The organism is Pelomonas parva, from assembly GCF_043555835.1.
In the GTDB taxonomy this organism is placed as follows: Bacteria; Pseudomonadota; Gammaproteobacteria; order Burkholderiales; family Burkholderiaceae_C; genus Pelomonas; species Pelomonas parva.
Genome location: NZ_JBIGHV010000007.1, coordinates 258,424 through 284,937 on the forward strand (window position 1 = coordinate 258,424; position 26,514 = coordinate 284,937).

The 26,514-nt window shown below is 66.1% G+C and carries 20 protein-coding genes; 18 read left to right on the top strand and 2 right to left on the bottom strand.

The features are described 5' to 3' along the window. Positions 1-3: 3 nt before the first annotated feature. From epsE to ACG00Y_RS19660, 18 genes are all read left to right on the top strand, one after another. A complete protein-coding gene (gene epsE / locus ACG00Y_RS19575) occupies positions 4-819 on the top strand; it encodes a polysaccharide export protein EpsE (RefSeq protein WP_394481749.1) in 816 nt (271 codons plus the stop codon). 46 nt (positions 820-865) lie between these two features. Beyond that, on the top strand, positions 866-2,308 hold the full coding sequence (epsF, locus tag ACG00Y_RS19580) for a chain length determinant protein EpsF (protein ID WP_394481751.1): 1,443 nt from the start codon (positions 866-868) through the stop codon (positions 2,306-2,308). Positions 2,309-2,353: 45 nt separating this feature from the next. Beyond that, positions 2,354-3,217 carry a polysaccharide biosynthesis tyrosine autokinase gene (locus ACG00Y_RS19585; RefSeq protein ID WP_394481753.1) on the top strand — a complete coding sequence of 288 codons (864 nt, stop codon included), beginning with the start codon at positions 2,354-2,356 and terminating at the stop codon, positions 3,215-3,217. 7 nt (positions 3,218-3,224) lie between these two features. After that, the gene (xrtB, locus tag ACG00Y_RS19590) at positions 3,225-4,142 is read left to right on the top strand and encodes an exosortase B (RefSeq protein WP_394481755.1); all 918 of its coding nucleotides are present in this window, start codon (positions 3,225-3,227) and stop codon (positions 4,140-4,142) included. Next, positions 4,139-4,822 (top strand): exosortase-associated protein EpsI, B-type, encoded by a 684-nt coding sequence (gene epsI / locus ACG00Y_RS19595; protein ID WP_394481756.1) that lies wholly within the window; start codon positions 4,139-4,141, stop codon positions 4,820-4,822. Before xrtB ends, epsI begins: the two co-directional genes overlap by 4 nt. Further along, complete coding sequence (locus ACG00Y_RS19600) at positions 4,819-6,375, top strand: lipopolysaccharide biosynthesis protein (protein ID WP_394481758.1); 1,557 nt, start codon at positions 4,819-4,821, stop codon at positions 6,373-6,375. The genes epsI and ACG00Y_RS19600 overlap by 4 nt, the downstream gene beginning before the upstream one ends. 104 nt (positions 6,376-6,479) lie before the next feature. Then, positions 6,480-7,538, top strand: a complete 1,059-nt coding sequence (locus tag ACG00Y_RS19605; protein WP_394481760.1) for a nitroreductase family protein — start codon at positions 6,480-6,482, stop codon at positions 7,536-7,538. A gap of 132 nt (positions 7,539-7,670) precedes the next feature. Further along, complete coding sequence (locus tag ACG00Y_RS19610; RefSeq protein ID WP_394481762.1) at positions 7,671-8,909, top strand: polysaccharide pyruvyl transferase family protein; 1,239 nt, start codon at positions 7,671-7,673, stop codon at positions 8,907-8,909. A 34-nt stretch (positions 8,910-8,943) separates the two neighbouring features. Next, a complete protein-coding gene (locus ACG00Y_RS19615) occupies positions 8,944-10,491 on the top strand; it encodes a hypothetical protein (protein WP_394481764.1) in 1,548 nt (515 codons plus the stop codon). A 174-nt stretch (positions 10,492-10,665) separates the two neighbouring features. Next, positions 10,666-12,789 (top strand): hypothetical protein, encoded by a 2,124-nt coding sequence (locus tag ACG00Y_RS19620; RefSeq protein WP_394481766.1) that lies wholly within the window; start codon positions 10,666-10,668, stop codon positions 12,787-12,789. 5 nt (positions 12,790-12,794) lie between these two features. Continuing rightward, positions 12,795-13,931 carry a glycosyltransferase family 4 protein gene (locus ACG00Y_RS19625; protein WP_394481946.1) on the top strand — a complete coding sequence of 379 codons (1,137 nt, stop codon included), beginning with the start codon at positions 12,795-12,797 and terminating at the stop codon, positions 13,929-13,931. Between the two features lie 134 nt (positions 13,932-14,065). Next, the gene (locus ACG00Y_RS19630; protein ID WP_394481768.1) at positions 14,066-15,139 is read left to right on the top strand and encodes a glycosyltransferase family 4 protein; all 1,074 of its coding nucleotides are present in this window, start codon (positions 14,066-14,068) and stop codon (positions 15,137-15,139) included. Then, complete coding sequence (locus ACG00Y_RS19635) at positions 15,136-16,824, top strand: GMC oxidoreductase (protein ID WP_394481770.1); 1,689 nt, start codon at positions 15,136-15,138, stop codon at positions 16,822-16,824. Before ACG00Y_RS19630 ends, ACG00Y_RS19635 begins: the two co-directional genes overlap by 4 nt. Positions 16,825-16,832: 8 nt before the next feature. After that, positions 16,833-17,816 (top strand): NAD-dependent epimerase/dehydratase family protein, encoded by a 984-nt coding sequence (locus ACG00Y_RS19640; protein ID WP_394481772.1) that lies wholly within the window; start codon positions 16,833-16,835, stop codon positions 17,814-17,816. Then, a complete protein-coding gene (locus ACG00Y_RS19645; RefSeq protein ID WP_394481774.1) occupies positions 17,813-18,310 on the top strand; it encodes a hypothetical protein in 498 nt (165 codons plus the stop codon). The genes ACG00Y_RS19640 and ACG00Y_RS19645 overlap by 4 nt, the downstream gene beginning before the upstream one ends. A 5-nt stretch (positions 18,311-18,315) precedes the next feature. Next, a complete protein-coding gene (locus tag ACG00Y_RS19650; protein ID WP_394481948.1) occupies positions 18,316-18,795 on the top strand; it encodes a glycosyltransferase in 480 nt (159 codons plus the stop codon). Positions 18,796-18,871: 76 nt separating this feature from the next. Continuing rightward, complete coding sequence (locus ACG00Y_RS19655; protein WP_394481776.1) at positions 18,872-19,945, top strand: Gfo/Idh/MocA family protein; 1,074 nt, start codon at positions 18,872-18,874, stop codon at positions 19,943-19,945. 43 nt (positions 19,946-19,988) lie between these two features. Next, positions 19,989-20,864, top strand: coding sequence for a hypothetical protein (locus ACG00Y_RS19660; RefSeq protein WP_394481778.1), 876 nt, complete (start codon positions 19,989-19,991; stop codon positions 20,862-20,864). 56 nt (positions 20,865-20,920) lie between these two features. On the opposite strand, the gene ACG00Y_RS19665 is transcribed toward ACG00Y_RS19660, so the two are convergent. Together ACG00Y_RS19665 and ACG00Y_RS19670 are read right to left on the bottom strand one after the other, a co-directional pair. Then, entirely contained in the window at positions 20,921-22,351 is a 1,431-nt protein-coding gene (locus ACG00Y_RS19665; RefSeq protein WP_394481779.1) for a DUF1501 domain-containing protein, read from the bottom strand. A 3-nt stretch (positions 22,352-22,354) separates the two neighbouring features. Then, positions 22,355-26,344 carry a DUF1800 family protein gene (locus ACG00Y_RS19670; RefSeq protein ID WP_394481780.1) on the bottom strand — a complete coding sequence of 1,330 codons (3,990 nt, stop codon included), beginning with the start codon at positions 26,342-26,344 and terminating at the stop codon, positions 22,355-22,357. Positions 26,345-26,514: the final 170 nt, after the last annotated feature.

Consider the following 26,514-nt stretch of genomic DNA (forward strand, 5'->3'; position numbering starts at 1 on the left):
AAGATGCGCTTCTTCCAACTGTTCTTCGCGGCCGTCCTGGGGCTGTGCTCCCTGGGCGCCCAGGCGCAAGCGGGCGCCGCCACGGCCTCCGCCGAGTACCGCCTGGGTGCCGGCGACGTCGTGCGCATCCTGGTCTACCAGAACCCCGACCTGACGCTCGAGACCCGCGTTTCCGAGTCCGGCGTCGTCAGCTTTCCGCTGCTGGGCAATGTGCGCATCGGCGGTCTGGGCATCAGCGCGGCTGAGAAGCTCATCGCAGACGGTTTGAAGAGCGGCAACTTCGTCAAGCAACCGCAGGTCACGCTAACGCTGCTGCAGGTCAAGGGCAACCAGGCCAGCGTGCTGGGCCAGGTCAACCGCCCGGGCCGCTACCCCATCGAGACGGCCGACATGCGCCTGACCGACCTGCTGGCCACGGCCGGCGGCGTGGCCAGCACCGGCGGCGACCTGCTGGTGCTCAGCGGCACGCGCAACGGCAAGCCCTTCCGCGTCGAGATCGACCTGCCTACCGTCTTCAGCGCCGACCAGAACCGCGCCAACGACGTGCTGATCCAGAACGGCGACGTGCTCTGGGTCGACCGCTCGCCGCTGGTCTATATCTACGGTGAAGTGCAGCGGCCCGGCCCCATGCGGCTGGAGCGCGACATGACGCTGCTGCAGGTGCTCGCCGCTGGCGGTGGCCTGAACCAGCGCGGTACCGAACGCGGCATCCGCGTGCACCGCAAGGGTGCTGACGGCAAGGTGCAGATCGTGCAGCCCGTGATGGACGAGCAGATTAAGGACGGCGACGTGGTCTACGTGCGCGAGAGCTTGTTCTGATCTTGAACCGCGCCAGGCCAGGGCCGGCGGATAAATGGAGTTGGGAATGACGTTTGCACAGTTTTTGTCGATCCTGCGTGCGCGCAAGTGGGCGGCGCTGGTGGTGTTTGCCGTGGTCGTGGCGAGCACCGTGGCTGTGAGTCTGCTGCTGCCCAAGCAGTACCAGGGCACGGCCAGCGTCGTGATCGACATCAAGCCCGATCCGGTGTCGGCCACCATGTTCCCCGGCCTGACGACTCCGGGCTTTATGGCCACACAGGTAGATATCCTGTTGAGTGATCGGGTCGCCCAGAGGGTGATCCGAGATCTCAAGCTGATGGACAACGCCGCCATTCGCGAGCAGTGGCAAACGGAGACCCAGGGCGAGGGCACATTCGAGCAGTACCTGATCCAGTTCCTGCATAGTTTCCTGGATGTGAAGCCCAGCCTGCAGAGCAACGTCATCAGCATCGATTACAAGAGCCCGTCGCCGCAATTCGCTGCGGGCTTGGCCAATGCCTTTGCCCAGGCCTACATCGCCACGACGCTGGAGTTGCGCGCCGATCCGGCCAAGCAGTTCAACAGCTTCTTCCAGGCCCAGACCAAGGAAGCCCGCGAATCGCTCGAGCGCTCGCAGCAGCGCCTGTCGGCCTTCCAGCAGGACAAGGGCATCATCGTCACCAATGAGCGTCTGGACGTCGAGGCCGCACGTCTTGCCGAGCTGAGCAGCCAGCTGACGCAGTCGCAGGGTATCTCGGCCGAGAGCAGCAGCCGCCAGGCCCAGGCCCGGGGTGACCAGAGCGACCGCCTGCAGGAAGTGCTGAACAACCCGCTGATCAGCGGCCTGAAGGCCGACCTGACGCGAAACGAGGCCAAGCTGCAGGAGCTGTCGCAGCGCCTGGGCGACAAGCATCCGCAGGTGGTCGAAGCCCGCGCCAACATCGCTGAGCTGCGCAGCAAGATCGATTTGGAGACGCGTCGTGTCACCAGCGGTGTGGCCGTCAGCAACAACATCAACAAGGCGCGCGAAGGCCAGGTCAGCGCAGCGCTGAATGCCCAGCGCACCAAGATGCTGGAGATGAAGGCAGTGCTCGACGAAGGGCTGGTGCTGCAGCGTGAGGTGGAGAACGCGCAGCGCGTCTACGACAACCTGGTGGCGCGCATGAACCAGTCCGCGCTGGAAGCCCAGAACACCCAGAGCTACGCCAGCGTGCTGACCGTGGCCCAGCCGCCGACCAAGCACAGCAGCCCCAAGATCCTGCTGAACACGCTGCTGGCTGTGTTCCTGGGCGGGTTGCTGGCCGTCGGCGTCGCGCTGTTGATGGAAATGAGCGATCGCCGCGTCCGCAATCCTGAAGATGCGGTTGCCGCATTGGGCCTGCCGGTCCTGGGCTCACTGCCCGCCCCCAACGCCAAGCGCTTCAACCCGGCGCGCCCGGTCGGGCTGGGACTGGCATCGCAGCAGCGAGCCGTGAGCCTGCCGGCCCCCGGCTATCAAACCGGCGTCTGACCTGTCGTCCGATCACCGCACCCAGCCGCACAGAAAGACCGCCCCGTGACCGTCGACACCCAAGATTCCAACATCGCCGACCGTTCGATCGGCAGCATCCTGGCCGATCTGCGCAACCTGTCCGCTGACCAGGTGGAAAAGATCGTCCGCCACCAGCGCGACAAGAGCGTGCGCTTCGGCGAGGCTGCCGTGGCGCTGGGCTTTGCCAGCAGCGACGATGTGCTGGTGGCGCTGAGCCAGCAGTTCCACTACCCCTACGCCCCGGAAGAAAGCCGCAAGGCCAGCCCGGAGCTGGCCGCGCTGAACCAGCCGTTCGGCGTGCAGGCCGAGAGCTTCCGGGCCATCCGCAGCCAGATCATGATGCGGCTGTTCAACGAAGGTCAGGCGCGCCATGCCATCGCTGTGGTCAGCCCCGAGTCCGGCGACGGCAAAACCTTCTTTGCCGCCAACCTGGCTGTGGTGCTGGCCCAGCTGGGCGGCCGCACGCTGCTGGTGGATGCCGACATGCGCCATCCGCGCCAGCATGACGTGTTCGGTCTCGACAACAAGGCCGGCCTGTCGGGCATCCTGAGCGGTCGCGCCGAGGCCAAGGTCATCCAGCAGGTGGCCGGTGTGCCCAGCCTGTTCGTGCTGCCGGTCGGCATCACGCCCCCGAATCCGCTGGAACTGGTGGAACGCCCGGCCTTCGGTTTGCTCATCCGCGAGCTGTTGAGCAAGTTTGATCACGTGGTCGTCGACACACCCGCCGCCTGCTACGGCAGCGACGCTGCCGTCATTGCCGCCCGTTGCGGCGCTGCACTGGTCGTGGCGCGCAAGGACCAGGGCCGCGTGCCGGCTCTGCAAGACCTGGTGGCCAATCTGGCCGAGACGCCTGCAGTGTTGGCTGGCGTCGTGTTCAACGAGTTCTGACCTTCACATGGCTGCCGCGACCGATCCGCGCAGCGCGGCGCCTCCTGCGTCGCGCGAGCGCGAACCTTTCCTGCCTGTCGGGGCCGACCTGGTGGTGCTGGGTCTGCTGCTGGCCGGCTTTGCTGTGCTGTACGTGCCGTCCTGGATGGAGCTGGCCAAAACGGTATGGGCCACCGACGAACAAGGTCATGGCCCGATCATCCTGGCCGTCAGCTTCTGGCTGCTGTATCGCAACCGCCATGATCTAGCCGCGTTGCCGGCTCGGCCCATCGGATGGCTGGGTTGGCCCATCTTGCTGTTCAGCCTGGCGCTGTATGCGCTCGGCCGATCGCAGGACATCATCATGTTTGCCGTCGGTTCTCAGATCGGCGTATTGGTGTCGTTGCTGCTGCTGTTCAAGGGCCGAGCGGCGCTTCGGCTGCTGTGGTTTCCGCTGTTCTTCATGCTGTTCATGGTGCCGCTGCCCGAGGCCCTCGTGGCGGCGGTGACGGCGCCTCTGAAGTCGGCGGTGTCGGCCATTGCGAGCAGCCTGCTCTACAGCCTGGGTTATCCGGTGGGCCGCACCGGCGTGGTCATGACCGTGGGTCAATACCAGCTGCTGGTGGCTGATGCCTGTGCCGGCCTGAACAGCATGTTCACGCTGGAAGCGCTGGGCATGCTGTACATGAATCTGATGCGGTACACCAATCCTGTGCGCAACGTGGTCCTGGCCCTGCTGCTGGTGCCTACGGCATTCGTGGCAAACATCGTGCGCGTGATGATCCTGGTGCTCGTCACCTACCACTTCGGCGACGAGGCAGGGCAAGGCTTCGTGCATGGGTTTGCCGGCATGGTGCTGTTCATCGTGGCGTTGGGCTTGATGCTGGTGCTCGACAAGTTTCTCGGGCTGTTTCTGCCGGCGCATCGCCAGGAGTCCAAGCAATGACCGCCGCTCGATGGAAGGCTGCGCTGGTTGCGTTGCTTGCTGCGCTGTCGGCGCTGGGCGCCTACGCCTGGCGTCCGACCCAGCATCTGGCAGACATGCGGCCGAAGTTGGAGCTGGCGCAGTTGTTCCCACGCAGCTTTGCTGGCTGGTCCGAGGACACGCGCGGGCCGGTGCAACTGGTTTCGCCCGACCAGCAGGCAGTCTTGAACAAGATCTACAACCAGACGCTGAGCCGGACCTACGTGAACGCGGCCGGTGACCGCGTGATGCTGTCGGTTGCCTACGGCGGCGACCAGTCCGACGGGACGCGCGCACACCGCCCGGATGTCTGCTATCCAGCGCAAGGCTTTCAGATGCGCAGTGATCGTGCATCGACCGTTTCTGTCGGTACCCATCAAGTGCGCAGCAGGCAGCTCGTGGCTCAGCTGGGCAATCGCATCGAGCCCATCACCTATTGGACGGTGGTTGGAGAACGCATCGCGCTCAGCGGTACCGAACAGAAACTGGCCCAGTTGGCCTACAGCACGCGCGGCGTCATTCCGGACGGCATGCTGGTGCGTGTTTCGACCATCGACCCCAACCCTGAGCGGGCCTACACCGTTCAACGGCAGTTCATCGAGGAAATGGCGACGACCGTCTCCGGTCCAAATCGGGCTCGAGTCTTCGGCACCCCCCTGTGAGCCTGTCGATGACGAAGGATGCGAACCCGAGCACTGCTGCCGTTGCGAAAAAGAGCCTGAGTCACTTTGCGATCGGCAAGGTGCTGGCGGTGTTGATCGGCATCACCACGCTGCTGCTGTTGGTCCGCTCCCTTAGCCGTGACGACTACGGGGTCTACATCACGCTGTTCGCGGCCTTCGAGATCCTGCAGCTTGCAGCGAGCCCGGGTGCGTATGCCATCGCCTTTCGCTACCTGCCGGAGCTGAGGCCGGCTGGCGGCGGCGTCGGCCTGCAAGCCTTGGTGCATCGGGTCACGGCCTACCGCATCGGCACCCTCGTCCTGTGCGGGGCGGCGCTCTACATTGCCGCCCCGGCGCTGGCCGACTTGGCAGGTGCTGCCTACACGACCAACGTGGTGCGGCTGTTTGCCTTGATGCTGTGCTTCGAGGGCACGGCGCGTTTCATCGACGTGCAGTTCGAGTCGCTGCTGCAGCAGGGCCGGGCGCAGGCCTCGGCGTTGCTGAGGAACGGAAGCAAGCTGGTGGGCTTGTTGTTGGTCGGCGGCGCTGGCCAGCACGAGGTGTCGCTGGAGATGTGGTTGAGCATCGAGGTGGCCACATCGGCCCTCGGAGCCGTGGTGTCCACTGGGCTGTTGCTGCACTACGGGTCAAAGCGCGGTCGCGAGGCCGTGGCGCAGACTTTGCATATGCCAGCCATGGCACGGCAGTTGCGCTTCTCGGTTCCCACCTACTTCTCACAGGTGCTCTATCTCTTGACCGGGACGGAGATGGTCAAGCTGTTGGTCAGCCGCTTGCTCGGGGTGCAGGCTATTGCCGCCTTCGGTTTCGCTTCGGCGCTGTCGGCCACCATCCAGAAGTACCTGCCGAGCTATCTGCTCATCGGCTGGGTCCGCCCGCTGTTCATCTCGGCCCGCTCCGGTGGGCGCTCCACGGCCGACCTGGTCAATCTGGCGGGGACCGTCATCAAGATCAACGTGTTGATGTTGGCGCCGATCACGACGGCGCTGCTGGTTGCCGGCGAGCCCTTGCTGGCGCTGCTGTCGGGTGGGCGCATGACCGACGGCATCGGCTACCTGTACTTCTTCGTGTTCCTGCTGTTCATCCAATCGATCCGCGCGGTGATCTCGCTGCTGGGGTTCACGATGGAGATCGGCTCGGGCGGGTTGGTCGCGACCGTGGTTTCGGTCGTCGGCATCGCGCTCGGCGTGGCGGGTTATCCGAGCTTCGGCGTCTGGTCGCTGTGCGGCGGGCTGGTCGTGTCCGAGCTGTCTTGGGGCGCCGTGATGGCCGGCTATCTGAAGGCGTCCGGCATGAGCTTCCGCCTGCCGCTTTTCAGCCTGGCGAAGTTCGCCGCCGCCATCGCGCTGTCGGCTGCGACGCTGCATGCCCTGGGGATTGAGCGTCTGGCCAGTGGCGGCCTTCTCGGGTTGTGCTGCGCACTTGCGGCGGCGGTGGCAGTCTGCCTGGCGCTGTGCGCCGCACTGCGGCCGTTCTCCAGCGACGAGCGTTCGCTGATCAACAAGCTCCTGCCCGTGAAGGTGTTCGTGTGGTGAATTCCAGTTGCAGCTGTGAGCACTGCGGTAGCGCTGCACGGCTGTGTGGGCAGCGGCTGTGTCGTGGTTCCCGCAAGAGCGGTTGAGTTTCAGGTAATCGGGTCATGGGTATCAAACAGTCATTGAAGCAATCGGTTCAGAGGAGTGCAACGCTCTGGGCTGGCTACCAGTTCATCAAGGCGCAGGTGAACCGCGTTCGCACCACTGCCTATTACCTGTATGACGCGAGGCGCTGCTGGCGCCACATGATCTGGCGTCCCACCGAGCGCGCGCGTTGGGCGCTGAGTTCGGAAATGCTTTTCCAGTACCACAAGCTGGAAAAGGGTCTGGTCATGCCGGGCAAGCCACGGTTGTTCGGCACGGATCCGGTTCGCGCCACCATGGCCCTGGTGCGGCGATGGGAAGCTGCGGGCTATCCCACTTCCGATGCGATCTATCGCGGGGCCTGTGCCACCGTGTCCTGCTATCGCGCTGGGCTGATTGCCCGCGGCCTGCATCAGGAGTCTCCTGCCATCCACCAGGTTGACCAATTCCTTGCCGAGCGACAGCAGGTATTGGCGGCCGATCCGATGGTCACACCGGTGCCGTTGGAGGCACCGACGAAGCCCGGCGCCGGGCCGTGGGAAGCGTTTGAAGCCCTCAGCGTGGCGCGTCGCAGCGTGCGCGACTTTGCGCCCACTGCGGTGCCGAAAGAGTGGGTGGAACGGGCCGTCCGAATCGCGGCGTTGAGCCCTTCGGCGTGCAATCGCCAGCCCAACAAAGTGATCTTGATCGAGGACCGTGCCGAGATCGATCGCGCGCTGTCTTTCCAGAATGGCAACCGAGGCTTTGGGCACAAGGTCCCTTTGCTGGCGGTGCTGGTCGTCGACAGCACGGGCTACTTCGACGGCTCCGAGAGAAACCAGACCTACGTGGACGGCGGGCTGTTTGCCATGAGCCTCATGTTTGCACTGCGGGCTCTCGGCCTTGGCAGCTGTTCCTTGAACTGGTGTGTGACGCCGGCCACGGACAGAGCCTTCCGAAAGCTGGGCCACGTCAAGGATCAGGAGACGGTCATGATGATGTTGGCGATTGGCTATCCACCTGAAGCAGTGGCTGTGCCGCTGTCTCCGCGCCGGGATATGGAAGACCTGATGCGTTGGAGCAAAGCCAAGAATGCCTGATGCAGCTGGCGCCGTGAACGCCTGTGGCGGCTGCGCCGGAGCGGGCGCTCGTGACGCACGCAGCTTGAATGATGGATGGGGCGGCTGTGCAAGTCGAGTCGCACCAACTGGAAAACGAAATAGGGGTACGAAATGAAATTCTTCTTCGCCGGCCACACCACGTTCGGCAACCGCGGCTGTGAGGCGCTCATCCGCTCGACCGTCGGGCTGATCCGCCAACGACAGCCGCAGGCGCGCTTCGTCGTGCCGTCGTCGGCCATCGAACTCGACCGGCGCCAGTGGCCGCAGGCGGCGGACAACGGCGTTGAGTTCGTGCCGACACCGCCCTTCCCGTCCAGCATCAAGTGGTGGAACCGCGCCGTGCGGCTGCTGCCGCCGGTTGAGCGCAGCATCGTGCCCCGCCACAGCCTGCCCGCCGACACGCTGGACGTGCTGGCCGGCTGCGACGCAATGATCATGAGCGGTGGCGACGTGATCTCGCTCGACTATGGCCTGGCCTCGCTGTACGACTGGACCGGCTACGTCGACAACGCCCGCCGCCTGGGCAAGCCGGCGCTGCTGTGGGGCGGCTCGGTCGGCCCGTTCAAGGCCAAGCCGCATGTGGAGCGGCACATGGTGGGCCACCTGCGCTCGTATGCGGCGCTCAGCGTGCGCGAGTCGTCCACCCACGCCTACCTGGCCAGCCTCGGCATCGAGGCCAGGCTGGTGGCCGACCCTGCCTTCACGATGCAGCCCGAGGTCTTCGACCACGCACCGCTGCTGCCCACCGGTGCCGGCGGCGTGCTCGGCTTCAACGTCAGCCCGCTCATCCGCGGTTACCGCGACACCGAGGCCTCACGCCAGGCGCTGGATGCCGAGATCGTCGGCTTCATCGCCGAGGTGCTGCGCCGCACCGACATGGGTGTGCTGCTGGTGCCCCATGTCGGCCCGCTGGGCGGCGGCAGCTTCAACAGCGACCACCTCTACATGAAGGGGCTGCTGGCATCCTCTGGGCTCGACCCCGCCCGCGTGAAGCTGGGGCCAGACACCCTGAATGCGGCCCAGCTCAAGCACCTGATCTCTCAGTGCCGCTTCTTCATCGGCGCGCGCACCCATGCCACGATCGCCGGCTTTTCGACGGCAGTGCCCACCGCCTCCATCGCCTACAGCGTCAAGGCCAAGGGCATCAACCGTGACCTGTTCGGCCACCTGGACCATGTGCTGGAAACCCCGTCCGTCACACGCGAGACCTTGATGCAGCACCTGAAGCTGCTGCAGGACCGCGAGTCGGACCTGCGCCGCTTCCTCGCCGAGCGCGTTCCCCAGGTGCGTGAGCAATCGATGGCCGCCGCCGACCACGCGCTGGCCCAAGTGTCTCCGGCCCACGCCTGAGGCCCGCGCCCGCCTTCCGCCGGAGACCCTCGCCATGATGCTGACACGACGAACCGCTCGAAGCCAGGTCAGCGTCCTGCCCTGGCTGCTCGGCCTGCCGCTGTTGGTGCTTGTCGGCATTGCGGTGGCGTTGGCGCCGCCCTACGCCACGGCGCTTGTGCTGGGGCTGGGGCTGCTGGGCGTGGCGCTGCTCATGCCCTTCAACGCCCTGCTGCTGGCCTGCCTAGTCACCGCGGCCGTCATCGGCGGCTCGGCCGAATACTTCCTGGGCATGGGCCAGGCCAACTGGCTGCCGTTCATGCTGGCGATGCTGCTGGCGCTCAAAGGCTTCATGCTGACCCAGCTGCAGCCCGGCGCAGGCCGCCCGCTGGCCGGGCAGCGGCTGGACCGCATCGGCTGGGCCTGGTTCGGCCTGCCCGCCGTCGTCTATGTGTTCACGCTCATCGCGTCTTCGGTGAGCAACGCCATCCCGTTGTCGCAGGCCATGGCGGCGATGAAGAACTACCTGCTGATGTGGGGCGTTCTGGTGGCGGTGATCTATCACCACGACATGGCGCGGGCCTCGACGCTGATCTGGCGCGCATTCGTGGTCATTGGCCTGCTGCAACTGCCCGTGGCCCTGTATCAACGCTTCTTCGTTGCCAGTGGACTTGCGAACACCAGCGCCTCGCTGAGCTTTGATGCCATCAACGGCACCTTCGGCGGCGGTCTGCTGGGCGGGCGCTCCGGCGCGCTGGCGATGTTCATCTGCATCGTGCTGGGCTACCTGCTGATCCTGTGGCGCGACCGCCGCCTGGGCGGCTTGTCGTTCGCCGGCCTGGCGATGCTGTTGCTGCCCACGCTGTTCCTCATCGAGGTGAAGGCCGTGGTCGTGTGGTTGCCGTTGGTGGCCGTGCTGGTCTTCAGCCAGCAGTTGCGCCGGCGACCGCTGCTGTTCGTGTTTGGCGTTCTCGGCAGCCTGGCGCTGGTCGTGGGTGTGATCGCCGTCTATCGGATGTCGTTCTATTCCCATTCCAGCGGAATGTCGCTACTGGAGTTTTTCACCAGCCAGATCCAGTACGTCTACGACCCCAACCGATTCAATCCCGAGACGCGCGAACTGGGCCGTGCCTCGGTACTCGCTCATTGGTGGCGTGAGGCGGGTAGTCATGGCGGGGTTGTGAACTGGCTTTTCGGTTTTGGGCCGGGAGCGAGCCGCGGAGTCAGTACGGTTGCGGTGGGCACCATTGCAAAGCTCTACCCGTTCTATATCGATCTGTCGGCAGCTGCAGCACTCCTTTGGGACGTGGGTGTTGTAGGGTTTGTGGCGTTCTGCTCGATGTTGCTTTTGGGCGCGATTGAATGCTGGCGCATGTCAAAACGTGTCGCTTTGCCGTTGGCATTGCGCCAGCAATATGAAGCGTCTGGGATTGCATTGCTTTTGATTCTGTCCAGCGTCATCTATGTGCGCGACGTAATTGACGGGACGATTGTTCAATTCCTGATCTTCTTCATGCTTGGCACACTTGTCTTCGGACGACGATTGCTGTCGATGACAAAAGCTTCATCAGTCGCAGTCTCTCAACGATTGCAAAGGGGCTGATGCGTGCTCGCTAAGGGACGGTTGCCCGCCGGGCTCACTCGACGTGGAGTTTTGCTGCTGCCCGGGTGCGGTCTGGGTGCGGCGATGGCGGCGGATGCCGGGCGCCCGGGTCGCGATGACGCCGCTGCGTGGCCGCCGCTGACCGAGCGGTCCCTGGAAGTCGATGCGGGCTCCGTGCTCGACTTTTCGGCGCTGGTCGAGGCCGGCCCCGCAGGGCGGCATGGCTGGGCGCGCGCTTTGGCCGATGGGCATATCGGTTTCGAGAAGCGGGCAACGGCGCAGCGCTTCTTCTCGGCTTCGTTCCAGTTCGCACCGGGCAACGGCGGCTTTCCGGAGCGGGACGAGGCGCGGCGCATGGTCACGCAGTTGGTGCGGACCGGCTACAACGCGGTCCGCCTGCAGTGCGTCGAGCAGCAGCTGATGTCCGGCCAGAAGCAGGACTTCGACTTCCAGCCCGAGCAGTTCGACCGCTTCCAGTTCCTGCTGGCCGAGCTGAAGCGCCAGGGCGTGTACACGGTGATCGACGTCGCCTACGTCGACAACGGCGCCTATGGCGGCGTGTTCCCGCACCGCTGGGTGCGCACCGCCCGGCAGTTCCGCCGCGATCTGCTGGCCGGCAGCGACGAGGCCCGCGACCACTGGAAGCGCCTGCTGCAGCGCATGCTGGGCCAGCGCAACCCGCACACCGGCACCGTGCCGCTGCAGGACCCTTCGCTGCTGTGCCTGGTGTTCAGCAACGAGGGTGGCTTGATCGAGCTGGCGTTCCGCACGGGCGGCGCCTGGAATGCCAAGCTGCCGGAGGTCTATGCCGAGCCGTTCCGCGCATGGCTGGCCAAGCGCTACCCGGCCGAAGCCGACTGGCGCCGCGCCTGGGGCAGCGAGGCCGGTGCCGACGAGTCGCTGGCAACACGAGTCCAGCTGCCCCGGCGCCTGCGCGTCAACGGCGTGCGTGAGCGCGACTTCATGCGCTTCGTGGTCGACGCCGAGCAGGAGGCCTTCCGCTGGCAACTGGCCTATGCCCAGTCGCTGGGCTACCGCGGGCTGGCCACGTCGTACAACAACTGGTCCTGGCTGCACAGCGACATCACGCGCTCGGCATTGCCGGTGGTCGACCAGCACGCCTATCACGCCCACCCCACCGGCTTTGTCGAGCCGGGTTCGTCGGTGCCGGGCGAGAGCTCGCTGCCTGGTGCCGCTTCCTATCTGCGCGAGTTGTTCGCCACGCGCCAATGGGGCAAGCCGTTCATGGTCACCGAGTATGGCCACGCGTTCTGGAACGGCTTTAGGCGCGAGGCGAGTGCGCTGGCGCCGGCCTATGCGGCCTTGCAGGGCTGGGATCTGCTGACTCAATTTTCCGAGAACTCATTGCAGTTGAGCACCCAGTCACCGCAGCCGGGGCGGCGCTCGGCGATCTTTCCGTTCACGATCAGTACGGACCCGGTGCGCCGCACCGGCGAGCGGCTGGCGGCGCTGCTGTTTGCGCGCGGCGATGTGGCGCAGGCGCGGCGCCGGCTGGAGTTCCGCGTCGATGCGCAGGCCGCGCTGGAGGCCAATGGGGGCTGGAGCCAGCTGGGCGATGCGCCGGGGCGGCTGGGCCTGGTGTCTGCCGTGGGCCTGGGCTTCGGCCGCGAGCCGGCGTCCGCGTCCGGCCGCGTGGTGCTGGACGACGTGGACGACTTCATGGTCGACAAGTCCCGCGTCGGCTACCAGGTGCTGAGCGCGCTGAACGGACGCGGGCTGCGCCGCCGTTTGGACGCTGCCGGTGGGGCGGATGCCGCGACGCTGGCTGCCTTCGAGCGGGGCCGCTACGTCAGTGACACCGGCGAACTGCAGCTCGACCCCTCGGCCCGGCGCTTCAGCGTCGAGACACCGCGCACCGTTGCGCTGCTGACGGCCTCGGCGCCCGACGCGGTGGGCCTGCTGTCGCTGCAGCGCCTCAGCGTTCCGGCCTTAGTGGCGGCCAGCAGCATGGACGGGCGCGCACTGTCACAGAGCCGGCGCATCCTGCTGTTCGTGATCACGGACGCCACCAACACCGGCATCGAGTTCCAGGACGAGGCGCGCACGCGCCTGCGCAAGCTGGGCACGCTGCCGGCGGTGGTGCAGCCGGTACAGATCACGCTGCGACTGGCCTTGTCGGGCACGCCCGGTGCGCTGCGCCTGCACTCGCTGTCCCAGAGCGGGCGCCGCCAGCAGGCGCTGCCGGTGCGCATGGACGGCGCGACCGTGCAGTGCGACATCGACACCGCTGCGCTGTCGTCCGGCCCGAGCCTGATGTTCGAACTGACCTCTGAATGAAGCCCATGTTGTCGTCGCCATCGAAGCCAGGCCAGCGGGTGTGCCTGATCGCTCCGCACTTCGCCGAATACGCGCTGGCCCTGGCGCAGGCCATGCAAGCGGCCGGCGCCGAGGTGTTGCTGGTGGCCAGCCGCGAGAACCTGCTGGCCGAGATCGGGCCGGCGGCCTTGGTCGCGGCGCCTGGCGGCCCTGCGCTGCACCTGATCCACAAGTCACGCAACCCGCTGAGCCTGTTGTGGCAGGCCCTGCGGCTGGTGGCGGTGGTGCGCCGCTTTGCCCCGCAGGTGCTGCATGTGCAGGAGGACTCGAAGGATGTGCTGGCGGCGGCGCTGCCCTGGTTGCCCAAGGTGCCCTTGCTGCTGACGATGCACGACCCCAAGCCCCACTCGGGCGACGACACGCGGGTGCGTACGCGCACGCGCCACGGCGTCTACATCGACCAGCTCCGGCGCCGCGCGGATGCCGTGCTGGTGCACGGCGAGCGGTTGGTGGCCGACGCGCGGCAGGTGCTGGGCGGCAGCCAGTTGCCGGTGCATGTGGTGCCGCACGGGCCGCTGGGTCAGGGCTTGGCGGCGCGCCAGAGTTCGGCGCAGGAGGCCGGTCGCTGCCTGTTCTTCGGTCGGATCGAGGCCTACAAGGGGCTGAAGCACTTTGTTGAGATGGTGCGCCGCTTGCGCGCTCAGGGTGTGATGGTGCGTGGCGTGGTTGCCGGCCGTGGGTCGGACCTGGAGCCGAACCGCGATGCGTTGCGCGATCAAGACGCCTTCGAGCTGATTGAGCGTTTCCTGTCGCCTGAAGAGGTGGTACGGGAGTTCCAACGTGCCAGAGTGGTCGTGATGCCATATGACAATGCGACCCAGAGTGGTGTGGCGGCCTATGCGATCGGCGTTGGCCGTGGCGTCGTGGCGTACGACGTCGGCGCTCTGCGCGAGATGGTCGAAGACGGCCGGACCGGCTTGCTGGTGCCTCATGGGGACATGCCTGCCTTGATGGCTGCGGTACGGCGGGTGGTCGAGGACGACGGCTTGGCGCACTACTTGCAAGAGCAGGCCCGGGCCCGCGCCGAAGGCGAGTTCTCCTGGGCCAGCATCGCCACGCGCACGCTGGCCGCGTATGCAAGCATGACCGCTACCCGTGGTTGATGCGGCATTCCACTGACCTCGCGCGCTAGCAATCCTCAACTCTTCAGCAAACGGCCCCGTTCACACCGTCGATGTCCAGCAACCGCCCACCGTTGATCTATCTCGCCTGCCCATGGCATCCCTTCGGTGGTGGCATGTTCAAGGTCACCGACTATCTGGTGCAGCACCAGTCGGTCGACGACAGCCCGGCGCGCCTGTGCCCGCTGGACACCCGCGGAGGTGGGCACGTGGCCATGTCTCTGTACTACATGCCCAAGGCGATGGCCACCCTGCTGTGGCGCCGCCTGACCGGGCGCCTTGCGGGCGTTCACATCAACATGGCCGAGCGTGCCAGTGCCGCACGCAAGGGCTTGCTGGTGGTGTGGGCGCGGCTGATCGGCGCACGTGTGCTGATCCACATGCATGCGGCCCAGATGCACCACGTCTACCGCGGCATGCCGGGCTGGGGTCAGGCCTTACTGCGCTGGGTGTTCTCGCTCGCAGACGAAGTGGTGGTGCTGGGTGACGCGGCGCGCAGCTTTGTGCTGGAAGACATGAAATGCGATCCGGCCCGCGTGCATTCGGTGATGAATGGCGTGCCCGGTCCCAAGGTTGCGCGCCGTGTCGAGGGCAGCCAGGACAAGCTGCGCGTGCTGTTTCTGGGCAACCTGCTTGAGCGCAAGGGGCTGTCCGACCTGTTGCAGGCCTTCGCCCGCCTTCGCACGCCCGCCGACCGTTGGCAGGCAACGGTGGCCGGTGGCGGCGACGTCGATGGCTACCGGGCGAAGTCAGCGGCCCTGGGGCTGGAATCCCAGGTGAATTTCTTTGGCTGGGCCCGTCAGGATCAGGCGGCGGAGCTGCTGTCGCAGGCCGATGTGCTGATCCTGCCTTCCTATGACGAGGGGCTTCCGCTGGTCATTCTGGAAGCGCTGGCGCATGGGGTGGCCGTGGTGTGCACGCCGGTGGGCGAGATCCCGCACACGCTGGAGGACGGCAAGCACGCGCTGTTCGTGCAGCCTGGCGATGTGGACGGCATTGCCGCCGCGTTGGACCGCCTGATGGCCGAGCCCGAGCTGCGCCTGACGCTGGAGCGCGAGGGGCATGCCACTTATCTTGAGCGCTTCTCCATGCGTGCGTTCTTCGGTTCTGTGGCCGAGGTGCACCGGCGCGTGTTTGGCATCAGTGCACGCTTTGACGAGGCGGGCAGCGCCCGGGGGCACGGCGGATGATCGAGAGCGCCGACGCCATCGAAACAGGCACTGTGCTGAAGGCCGATCTGTGCATCGTGGGTGCCGGTGCGGCCGGGATCACGCTTGCCCTGGCGATGCGCGACAGCGGCCTGGATGTGCTGCTGCTGGAGGGCGGGCGTGAGCAACTTGACCCGCGCGCCCAGGCACTGATGGAGGGTGAGGTGGCCGACCCGGCGCTGCACAGCCCGCCGGTGTTCTACCGCCAGCGGCGACTGGGCGGTGCCACCGCGATCTGGGGTGGGCGCTGCGTGCCGCTGGACCCGCTGGACTTCGAGCCTCGCGAGGCCGTGCCCGGCAGTGGCTGGCCGATCGGCTACGAAGAGGTGGCCCGGCACTATCCCGCTGCCAGCCGCCTCTGCGAGGCCGGGCAGGGGAGCTACAGCGCAGACGGCGCCTTGCCCACTGGCACGCCGCCGATGTTTGCGGCTGCGCTGGGTAACGGTGTTACCGCCGAGGGCCTGGAGCGATTCAGTTGCCCCACCAACTTCGGCACCCGCTACCGCGCCCGTCTTGCGCATGCGCGCCGGGTGCGCCTGATCACCGGCGTGAACTGCACGGCGGTGCGCCTGCAGGCTGGCGGTCGCCAGGTGAAGCACCTGGACCTGGCCACCCTGGACGGGCGGCGGCTGCAGGTCCAGGCGCAGGCCGTGGTGCTGGCGGTCGGTGGCCTGGAGACGCCTCGGCTGCTGCTGGCCTCGAACGATGTGCATCAGGCCGGCCTGGGCAACGCGCACGACGTGGTGGGCCGCTACTACATGTGCCACCTGGCCGGCAGCGTCGGCATGCTGAAGCTGGCCGGGGCGACTGCTGCGGTTCGGCACGGCTACGAGCGCAGTGACGATGGCATCTACATCCGGCGCCGCCTGGCGCTGACGGCCGAGAGCCAGCGCCGGCTGGGCGTGGCCAACATGGTCGCCCGCTTGCACTTCCCTGCCGTGTCCGACCCAGGCCATGGCAGCAGCGTGCTGTCAGGCATTTTTCTGTCGCGTCGGCTGTTGAGTCACGAGTATGGCCGCCGGGTGGCCAATGCCAAGGACGGCGGCCTGAAGCCGGCCTTGCGTCACATCGGCAACGTGTTGCGATATCCCCATGATGCGGCCGGCTTCCTGACGCATTGGCTGCTGAAGCACCATGTGGCGCCGCGTCGCTTCCCGTCGGTGATCCTGAAGAACCGGGCCAACCGCTTCAGCCTGGAGATCAACGCCGAGCAGCGGCCCCTGGCCGAGAGCCGGGTGACCCTGGTCCAGGCCACGGATGCCTTGGGCATGCCGCAGCTGAAGGTCGATTGGCGCTACCACCGCGCCGACATCGACAGCGTGGGCCAGTCGCTGCAGCAGATCGCGCGCTCGGTGGCACAGGCCGGTCTGGGTGAGTACACCTTCGATGAAGCGCGCCTGGAGCACGACCTGACCTGCTTCGGCGCCTATGGCGGCCACCACATCGGCACGGCCCGCATGGGCACGGATGCGCGCAGCAGCGTGGTGGATGCCGACTGCCGCGTGCATGGCGTCGACAACCTCTGGATTGCCAGCAGTGCGGTGTTTCCGACCTCGGGCCAGGCCAACCCCACGCTCAGCATCGTGGCCTTGAGCCTGCGACTGGCCGAGCATTTAGGCCCGCGCCTGTGCGGGCGTCCACTGGATGCCGCTGCGGCGGTGGCGTGAGGATGTCTATGCGCGTGCTTGTTATCGGTGGAGCGGGGTTTGTGGGGCGTCGCGTGGTGGCGCAACTTCAGGCGGCCGGCGATTTCGCCATCACGTCGGCATCGCGTCGCCCGCGGTCCATGCCGGGTGTGCAGGCGTTGAGCCTGGATGCACGGGACAGTGACGCCTTGCGGACGGTGCTGCGTGACCACGATGCGGTGGTGAACTGCGTGACCGGCAGCGGCCCCGACATCCTGGCCAATGCCCGCAGCATGGCGCAGGTGCTGCCTGGCAGCGCGTGCCGCAGGCTGGTGCACATGAGTTCCATGGCTGCCTTCGGCGAGCTGGACGGCGACATCGACGATGACGCCCCGCTGGGCGATGGTGGGGGTTGGTATGCGCAGGCCAAGCGCGACGCCGAACTCCAGCTTTCGGCCTTGGCCGGGCCGGATCTGGGCGTCGCCTTGTTGCGGCCCGGCTGTGTGCACGGGCCGGGCAGCCACCTTTGGGTGGAGCGCGTGGGCGACTGGCTGCGCCAGCGACGCCTGGGCGATCTTGGCGTGGCCGGTGATGGCTGGAGCAACCTGGTCCATGTGGACGATGTGGCCAAGGCGGCGGTCCGTGCGTTGCAGGTGGCGTTGCCCGCAGACGCGCCTCTGCGGGCCAACCTGGTGGCCCCGGACAGCCCGCGCTGGAACGACTACTTCACAGCGCTGGCCATCGCATTGGGGTCCACACCAGTTCGTCGCATCCATCCGCGACAGTTGCAGTTGGATGCCTATCTGGCTGCCGTCCCGCTGCGGGTGTGGGAGCGCCTGGCACCCCGGCTGGGTATGGGCCCAAGCCTGGCTCCGCCGGCTTTGCCGCCCTCGTTGCTGAAGCTGTTTGCACAGCATCGGCGCCTGCGTTCGACCAACGCGACGGCGGTTCTGGGCCTGCAGTGGACTTCTTTCGAGGACGGCGTTGCCGATTCCGCCCGCTGGTATCGCTCTTCGCGCCAACTCGCCCCATGAAGCCATCATTCGTGTCAACTGACAAGCCATTGAAGCTCGTGGCGGGTGCCTCCACAGGTGGCCATGTCAACGAGTTGTTGAACCTGCTGGATGCTGCGGGCCTGGCCTGGCCCGTGATGCCCCAGGCCTATGTCACGACGATGCAGATCGGGGTGAAGAGCTTCGACCGTTTCGGTCAGCCCGTGCATGTGCTTGGTGAGGGTGACCGCACCAAGCCGCTGCAGTCGCTGATGGTGCTGTGGCGGGCCTTCATCACGGCCTGGAAGCTGCGTCCCGATGTGGTGGTGACGACGGGCTCGATGCCGTTGGCACTGTTCTCGCTGTGGGCCAAGTTGTTCGGCGCCCGCATCGTCTGGATCGACAGCGTGGCCCAGGTGGAGCGCATGTCGCTGAGTGGTCGCCTGGCCAGCCGCTTTGCGGATCTCTGCCTGGTGCAGTGGCCGGGGGTGGCGCAGGGCAAGAAGGGCGTCGAGTACGCAGGAGAGCTGTTTTGATATTCGTGACGGTCGGCAGCATGTTTCCTTTTGATCGCCTGATCCGGGCGATGGACGAGCATGTCGCGGCCGGGCGCATCACTGATGAAGTGGTGGCGCAGATCGGATCGGGCGACTACGAGCCCAAGCATTTCCGGTTCGAGCGCTTCATGGAGAAAGGCCCGTTCGAGCACCTCTTGCGCACGGCCGACTGCATCGTTTCGCACGCCGGCATCGGCTCCATCGCCACCGCCCTGGCCCACGAAAAACCGATGCTCGTCCTGCCGCGCCTGAAGCGCCATGGCGAGCACGTGAACGATCATCAGGTGGCCACGGCGAGAAAGTACGCCGAGCTGGGCCATGTGCTGGTGGCCTATGACGAAGCCGAGATCGCGCCGGTGCTGTCGCGCCTGGCAGAGTTCAGGCCGGCGCCGCGGGTGGTCAATACGGTCGGCGTGGCCGAGCGGGTGGGGCAGTTCCTGCATCAGGTGATGCAGCGACGGTGAGTATGAATTTCTGGGGTGCGGGCGTCGCGTGGCGGACGCCGGCACTGGATTCGATTGACTTCAGGAGAATGAAAGCATGATCAGACTCGGCATGATTGGCCTCGGCAAAATGGGTTTGTCCCATCACGCCATCGTCAACGCGCATCCGCAAATCAAGGTGGTTGCCGCTTGCGACACCACGACTTACCTGACCGATGTGCTGACCAAGTACACCGGCCTGAAGTGCTATTCCGACCTCGACCGCATGCTCGCAGAGGAACAGCTCGACGCGGTGGTCGTGGCCACGCCTTCCAAGCTGCATGCCGGGATGGTCAGTAAGGCGTTGGAGCGTGGCCTGCACGTGTTCTGCGAAAAGCCGTTCATCCTGGACGTGGCCGACGGCGAGCGCCTGGTGGCGCAGGCTGAAGAGAAGAAGTTGGTGACCCAGGTGGGATACCACTACCGCTTCGTGGGCGCGTTCCAGGAGGCGGCGCGCATCGTGCAGTCGGGCGCGTTGGGTGAGATACACCATGTGCGCGCCGAGGCCTACGGCCCGGTGGTGCTGCGTGCCAAGGGCGGCACCTGGCGCTCGGCCAAGAGCGAGGGCGGCGGCGCTCTGTACGACTACGCCTGCCATGCGTTGGACCTGGTGAATTTCATCGCTGGCGCGCCCGCCAGCGTGTCGGGGGTGGTGCGCCACAGCGTGTTCTCGCGCGACGTGGACGACGAGGTGTACTGCTCGCTGAACTACGCTAGCGGCGCCAGTGGCCAACTCTGTGTGAATTGGAGCGACGAGAGCTTCCGCAAGATGTCGACCAAGGTGTCGATCTGGGGAACCAACGGCCGCGTGACGGCAGACCGCCAGGAATGCCAGATCTACCTGCGTGAGCCGGCGGCCGCCTTGCCCGACCTCAAGACGGGCTGGACGGTGCGCTACACGACCGACCTGACCCAGGAGGTCTGGTTCTATCTGCGCGGCGAAGAGTACTCGGCGCAAATTGACTATTTCGTGCAGAGCATCCTGCAAGGGCGGCGTGATGGCACGAACAACTTCAGTTCGGCGCTGCAGGCCGACCGCGTGGTGGCGATGATCTTGGCCGAGGCCGGCGGTGTGTCGGCGGCGGTGCCGGCTGCGGCGCCCAAGGGCCTGATGTCCCGGCTGTTCGGCTGATGCCGAACCCCCGCACTTCACATAACTTCGAGATCAAATGACCATGGACCGTGTACTTTTTGGTGACAACCAATTCTTTGGCGTGAACCACATGTCGGAGGAAAAGGCCCGCGCACAGCAGATGAAGTTCCAGGATCTGCAGGCCATCATCGACGTGCTGGATGCTGCCTACCAGGAAGGCATCCGCACCTTCATGTGCACCACGCACGACCGTGTGGCGGACATCTGCGACCACTTCCGCGCGCATCCGGGCAAATACCCCGACTACCAGTTCTACCCGTGCATGCCCTATGCGCACAAGTACGCGAATGCCGTCACGGAGCACGGCATGATCGACGCACTGCGCAAGTTCCTGCCGGAGGACGGTGCCATCGGCGCGATGCTCAAGGGCGGCATGGCGCTGGCGAACAAGGATGTAGACACCATCCTGCGCCTGCTGATCGACGCTGAGATGAAAATGTTCCACGGCCTGAAGACGCCGGTGATCTTCATCCAGAACGTGATCACGGACCTGTTTCTGGGCCTGGGCATGAACGACTGCCTGAAGATCTTCCACGACCACGTGCGCGAGCGCTACAACGCCGAGGCGGGCTTCATCACGATGAACGTGCCCAAGCTGCTGGCGGTGACCGAGAAGCTGGGCATCGAGAACCCCATCATCTGCGCCAACATCAACAAGATCGGCTTCCGCATGAGTGGCGGCGTGGCGACTTATGAGGAACTGATTGCCTCGGGCAGGTTCCGACCGGTGGCGATGTCGGTGCTGGCGTCCGGTGCCATCTCGCCGCGCGAGGCCATCGAATACGTGTGCAAACAGCCGCGCATCGAATCCATCGTGTTCGGTGCGTCGAGCCGCGGCAACATTCGTCAGACCAAGGCTTTGATCGACGAGTTGACGGCGCCCGCTACGCCGGCCTGAGTCGCACAGTAAGCCCGCAGTTCAGGCCCGGCCTGAGCTGCGTTTGGCTTGGCAGATCAGAACAAGCCCGGACCGGGCCCGAAATTTCCGAGGTTGGGCAATACCTGCAGCTGTTCGCTGGCGGACAGCCCCATCCAGCCTCCCAGGCTGGCTGCAAGCTGCGACACACCAATGCCTGGCAGCAGCCGGCCCGACCCTATGTCGTCGCCGGAGCCGGTGGCCAGATTCGGGAATCGTCCGAGCGTGGTGCCGCCGCGCACGGCGCCGCCGGCCACGAAGTGATGGCTCCCCCAGCCATGGTCGCTGCCATCGCCGTTGCTGACCAAGGTACGGCCAAAGTCGCTGGCGGTGAACAGGGTCACGTTGTTCAGCAGGCCGAGGGTCTGAAGGCTGGTCAGGAAATAGTCGATTGAGCCGGCCACCTGGGCCATGTGGCCGGGTTGGTCTCGCATCTGGTTGGCGTGGGTGTCAAAGCCACCCATCGACACCATGAACACCTGGCGACGCATGCCCAAGGTCTGGTTGGCTGCAATCATCTGCAGCACCACCCGGAGCTGTTGGGCCAGCCCAATCGTGTCGAGCGTGGCAGTGCCGCCACTAGCCGCAACGGCGGTGGTGGGCAGAGGCGGAACCGAGGCGCCGCCCAATGCCGACTGCAGCAGGCCGTTGGCGTTCAGGCCTCTTTGCAGTACGCGGGTGTATTCGGCCAGCAGCGGGTCGGTGGTGCTGGGATTCAGGACGCGCCCTAGTGCCGTCGAACCTCGTGCAGCGCCATAGATCGATGGCGCGTTGACGCCACTTGTGGCGACGAGGCCGTTCGCGCCTACTTGAAACTGCGTGACGTTCTGCCCCGTCAGGAACACTGCGTTGCCGGTGGCGGAGACGGCCGTGAACACGGGGTGTGCGTTGGCTGCCATCAGCAGGTCGCCCATGCGCCCCCCCCAGCCCGAACGAGCGCCTTCGGTTGAAAGGCTCTGCCACATGGAGGCCTGGTCATTGTGGGAGAAAAGCTTGCGGGGCAGGCCTGCACCGGCCAGGTATTCGGCCTTGGTGACGGGCCGCTCCAGCGTGCCGCAGTTGAGAACCACAGACGCCTTGCCGGCGTTGTACCAACGAGCCAGCGGTGCCAGCTCGACCGGCATGGCCAGCGTGCGGCCGGCGGCCTGGCCAGTCGTCGCAATGGCCTGTAGTCGGGCGAGAGGCCAGGCCAGATCCGGCCTGGCCTTGCTGTACGCGGCATAGCCCTCGGTGTCGATGGGCACTACCCAGTTGTGCGTGTCGCAACCGCCGTTGAGAAAGACGCACACCACTGCCTTGTAGCCGCCATTCAGATCGGCCGCGTGGCTGGACTGCTGTGCCATGGCGGCCAGGCCTGCCAACTGCGTGCTGAGCAGCAGGCCTTGTCTGGGAACCGCGGCTGCATTGGCTGCGAGGCCGGTCAGGGCATGCATGAAACCGCGACGAGAGGTGGGGGTGGATGCGCTCATGATTCAGCGTTGGATCAGGTAGTCGGGTGCGGCCAGAGCCAGGAACAAGGCTACGCGGGCGCGGTTTGTATAGCTCGGGAGGTCGGTGCCGCTCACCGAGGTGACGGCGTCGACGATGTCGGCCTTGAGTGCGGCGCTCATGCGGCCGGCGTAAAGCAGCAGGTTCAGCCGCTCCACCATGCCGTCGAGGTTCCCGGCCTGGGCCAGGTCGATGAGCGGTTGCAGATTGGCGCTGACGTCGGCGGCGCTGCCGTACTGGCCAACGCCGTTGCCAGCCATGGACATAGCCAGGTTGACCCAGCGCGCGGTCGTCGTTTCGCTCGTGAGTTGAAGTTCAGGAACCGTGATACCGGCGTTGGCGAAACTGGAATTGGGTGGCACGTAGCCGGGCCTGAAGTAGCCGAACACACTGGGGGCATGCCACTGCTGCTGGCTCAACCCGATGAGGTCGTGGTTGATCATGTACTCGCCACTGGCTGAGCGGGCCTCCAGCGCGCGCAGCCAATGGCTCACTGCCAGGACGGGCTCACGCAACTTGCCGATGCTGCCTGCCGGTGTGGTGACCGCTTCGGGGTCCATGAGGATGGCGCGCACCACGGCTGCCAGATCGCCCCGGACGCCCTTGCCGTTGTTGTTGAATGTGGCCGCCACCCGGGCCACGTAGGCCGGGCTTGGGTGGCTGGTCACAAGGCGTTGGATCAACTGACGGCCGATGAAGGGGCCCACATTGGGGTGCTTGAACAGTGCGTCCAGTGCGGCCGTCAGGTCGGCCTGGGCGCCTTGGCCCGCAGGCAGGGTTGCCGCCCAGGGCTTGGACGCAAACAGGCGCTTTTCACCGGTGGAGTGCTGACCCGGGTATGCCTTCATGCGCTGCAGGTCGATGCGCAGGTCATTGGCGGCAGTCTTCAGATCCGGCGTGCCCCCACGAAAGGTTGTTTCCGTGAGCTGGCCGTCAGGGAAGCTCCAGCTCCAGCCGGTGAACACCTTTGCCAGGGCGACGACGTCCGCATTGCTGTAAGTTTCAACGGGTTGGCCGTAGCCGTCCAGCACCGGGCTGCCGTCGACGTTCAACTCATGCAGTCCGATGCTGAAAAGCTGCATCACCTCGCGAGCAAAGTTTTCGTCGGGCATGCGTGAGCCCCCGACGTCCTCTGGGCGGTTGCGCATGTGCGAGAGGTAGATGCCCATCATCGGGCTCAACGCGATCTCCTCCAGCAACTCGCGGTAGTTGCCGAAGGCCAGGCGATTCAGCGTATCGACATAGCGCGCATAGCCGCGGACGTGGCCGTACAGCCCGCTGTCCGCCTGCGACACCGTCAGAATCTGATGCAGCGCAAAGCCGACGCGGCGTCGTAGCTGGTGCGCGTCAGTGGCAGCAGTGGCCCAGAACTTCTGGCTCACCCAGTTGATGCTGTAGTTCGCGCCACCGGGCCGGTACGAATCACCCAAGGCGAACTTGGATTCGACGTATGGGACCATGTCGGGACTGAACGGCTTTTGAAGCTGTTCGTCGACCCAGCCGGACCGGCCGAGTTGCACGACCCGGTCAATGTCGTTGGGCGTGACGCCAAAGGAGGCCTGCTGCAGCAGTCGCACCGCGTTCTGCTGCGCGGGCGTGCTGATCACCGGTGTGATGGTATTGACGGCAAATCGCGTAGCACCATTGGCGTACATGGCGCCGCCGGTGGCGCTGACGTTCAAACCGTCGATCGCCGCTTCACCGGAGCCCATGTCATAGCTGACGTGGGTTGCAAACGCAGCCTGCGTCCAGCCGCTGCCACGAATGGACTGCACGAAGAGGTTGCGGTCCTGCCCGTCGACCACGGCATCGTTGATGAACTGCACGTCGACCTTGTCGCCGGGTTGAATCTTGGGCACGGAGAAGACGTGGTCCGTTGGCGTCGACGAACGGACCTCCCGGACCCCGACGATGACGCCATTGACGCGCAACTGCATCAGCGCACCCACATTGCCGGCCAGGCTGGCATGGGCGCGCACGGTGAGGGTGTCGGTGAGGTTGGCGGCAGGCCAGGGAGCGGCGAGGTTGCCTGCGGAGTAGGTGGCGCCGGAGGATGTGGGGGTGAGGAAGGTGGAGCCGGCGATGAGGTACTGGACTTGGAGCGCGCGGGTCACGCCATCGACCGTGCCCGGGTTGCCGAAGGTGACGGCCACTTGAGCGCCAGGCGCGAGCGTGGGGCTGGGCATCACGAAGTCGGTGGGCGTGGTGCTGTTGACGTGGGTGGCGCTGACGGCCACACCGTTGACCCACAAGGTCATGAGCGCGCCAGTGTTGCCAGCCGGTGTGGCGCTGGCGCGGACCGTGACGGTGCTGGTGATGTTTGCGGCAGGCCAGTTGATGTGAAGCGCGCCGTTGGTGGTCAGGGAGTCAGAGCCGGCAACGACATCGATGCCATCAAAGGCTGTGCCATCGACGCCCCGGTCGAAGGTGTTGCCCGCAGCGGTGGGCAACAGCGCCGTGTTGGCCGTGGTCAGGTAGGCGATATAGAGGTTGCGATCGACGCCGTTGACCTGGCCGTCGTTGGTGTAGACCAGGTCGACCTTGCGGCCGGCACTCATGGGCGGCACGGCAAACTGGTAGTCGGCGTTGACGGTGGAGTTGACCTCGGCAGTGCCGACCAGGAGGTTGTCCACCAGCACCTGCATGATGGCGCCGGTGCCACCGGCTACGTCCGCGCGAGCGCGGATGTTGAGGGTGTCGGTGAGGTTGGCGGCCGGCCAGGCGTTGTTGAGGCTTCCGGCGTTGGCCAGCAATACGGTCTTGCCGGACATCGCATAGGCGACGTTCAGGCTGCGACCCGCCGCCGGATTGGTGTGCCGCACCTCGATGATTTGACCCACCTTGAGTGGCAGGGCAGGCAGGCTGATGTTGACCGGGTAGACGGCGCGGATCTCGGAGCTGCCCAGCAGGATGCCGTCGGCGAAGATCTGCACGATGGGGCCGACGTTGTCTGCCAGCGTGCCGCTGGCGCGCACGGTCAGGGTGTCGGTCATGTTGGCAGCAGGCCAGGTGCCGCGCAGCGCGCCATTGGCCGTGAGGGCCACCACGCCGCTGGACATGTTGACCCAGTCATAGGCGGCCAGGTCGGAGCCGGCATCGAACTTCACGCCGGTGTCGGTGGGGCGCAGCACGGTGGTGCCGGACCTGAGGTAGTGCACGTTGAGGGCGCGAGCCACGCCATCGGCGGTGCCGGCGTTGAGGAAGGCCACGTCCACCGTACTGCCGGCGCTGAAGGCGGGGGCGGGGTAGGTGAAATCGGTGGGGGCGGTCGCACTGACGGTGCTGGTGCCCAGGACGGTGCCGTTCACGCGCACCACCATGGTGGCGCCCGAGCCGCCGGCGGCCTGGGCGCTGGCGCGCACGGTCAATGAGCTGGTGAGATTGGGCTCTGGCCAGACCACGCGCAGGGCGGCGTTCCAGTACAGGCCGGAATCGCCTGCAACCACGTTGACGCCGTCAAAGGCGGCTGCATCCAGCCCCTTGTCGATGCTGCTGTTGTCGGGCTTGGGAACGACGGCGGTGGTCTTGTGGTTCAGCTGCACGACGTACAGGCTGCGGTCGCCGCCCGCGAGCGCGACGGAGTCGTTGCTGTAGACCACGTCCACCTTGGTGCCTGGCTTGAGTGCCGGCACAGTGACTGCATAGTCTTGCGGGACCGTGGACCTGACCTCGAACTGAGCGACCTGGATGCCATCCACAACCACGGACGTGAGGGCACCGATGCCGCCAGCCAGTTTGGCGTAGGCGCGCACGTTGAGAGTGTCGGTGAGGGTGAGCGCCGAGCCCTCACCGGCGCTGGCGGCAGACTGGAGAACCTTGCGTGCAGGTTGTTCGACCGCTGCGACGGCGACCGGAGCCGGGCCGGCGCTCGCATCGCTGCCACCACCGCCGCCACCGCAGGCCGTCAGCAGGGCGGCGGTCGCAGTTAGCAGGAGTTGTGCGCGCCGGGCGAGGCGGAAGAGCTGGGAAGGCATGGGCGGGTACTGCGGTGGATGGGGCGATTCGGGCAACGTGTCTTGCGGATGACGCCGGCCGGTGCTGGGGAGCAGCGGGCAAGCGGTTGTCCGCCTGGTGTGCTCATTGTCCGAGCGGGGCTTTTTCTTGGCTGTGAGGTATGTCGCGCCGGGCGGCGTTGCCTGGGCGT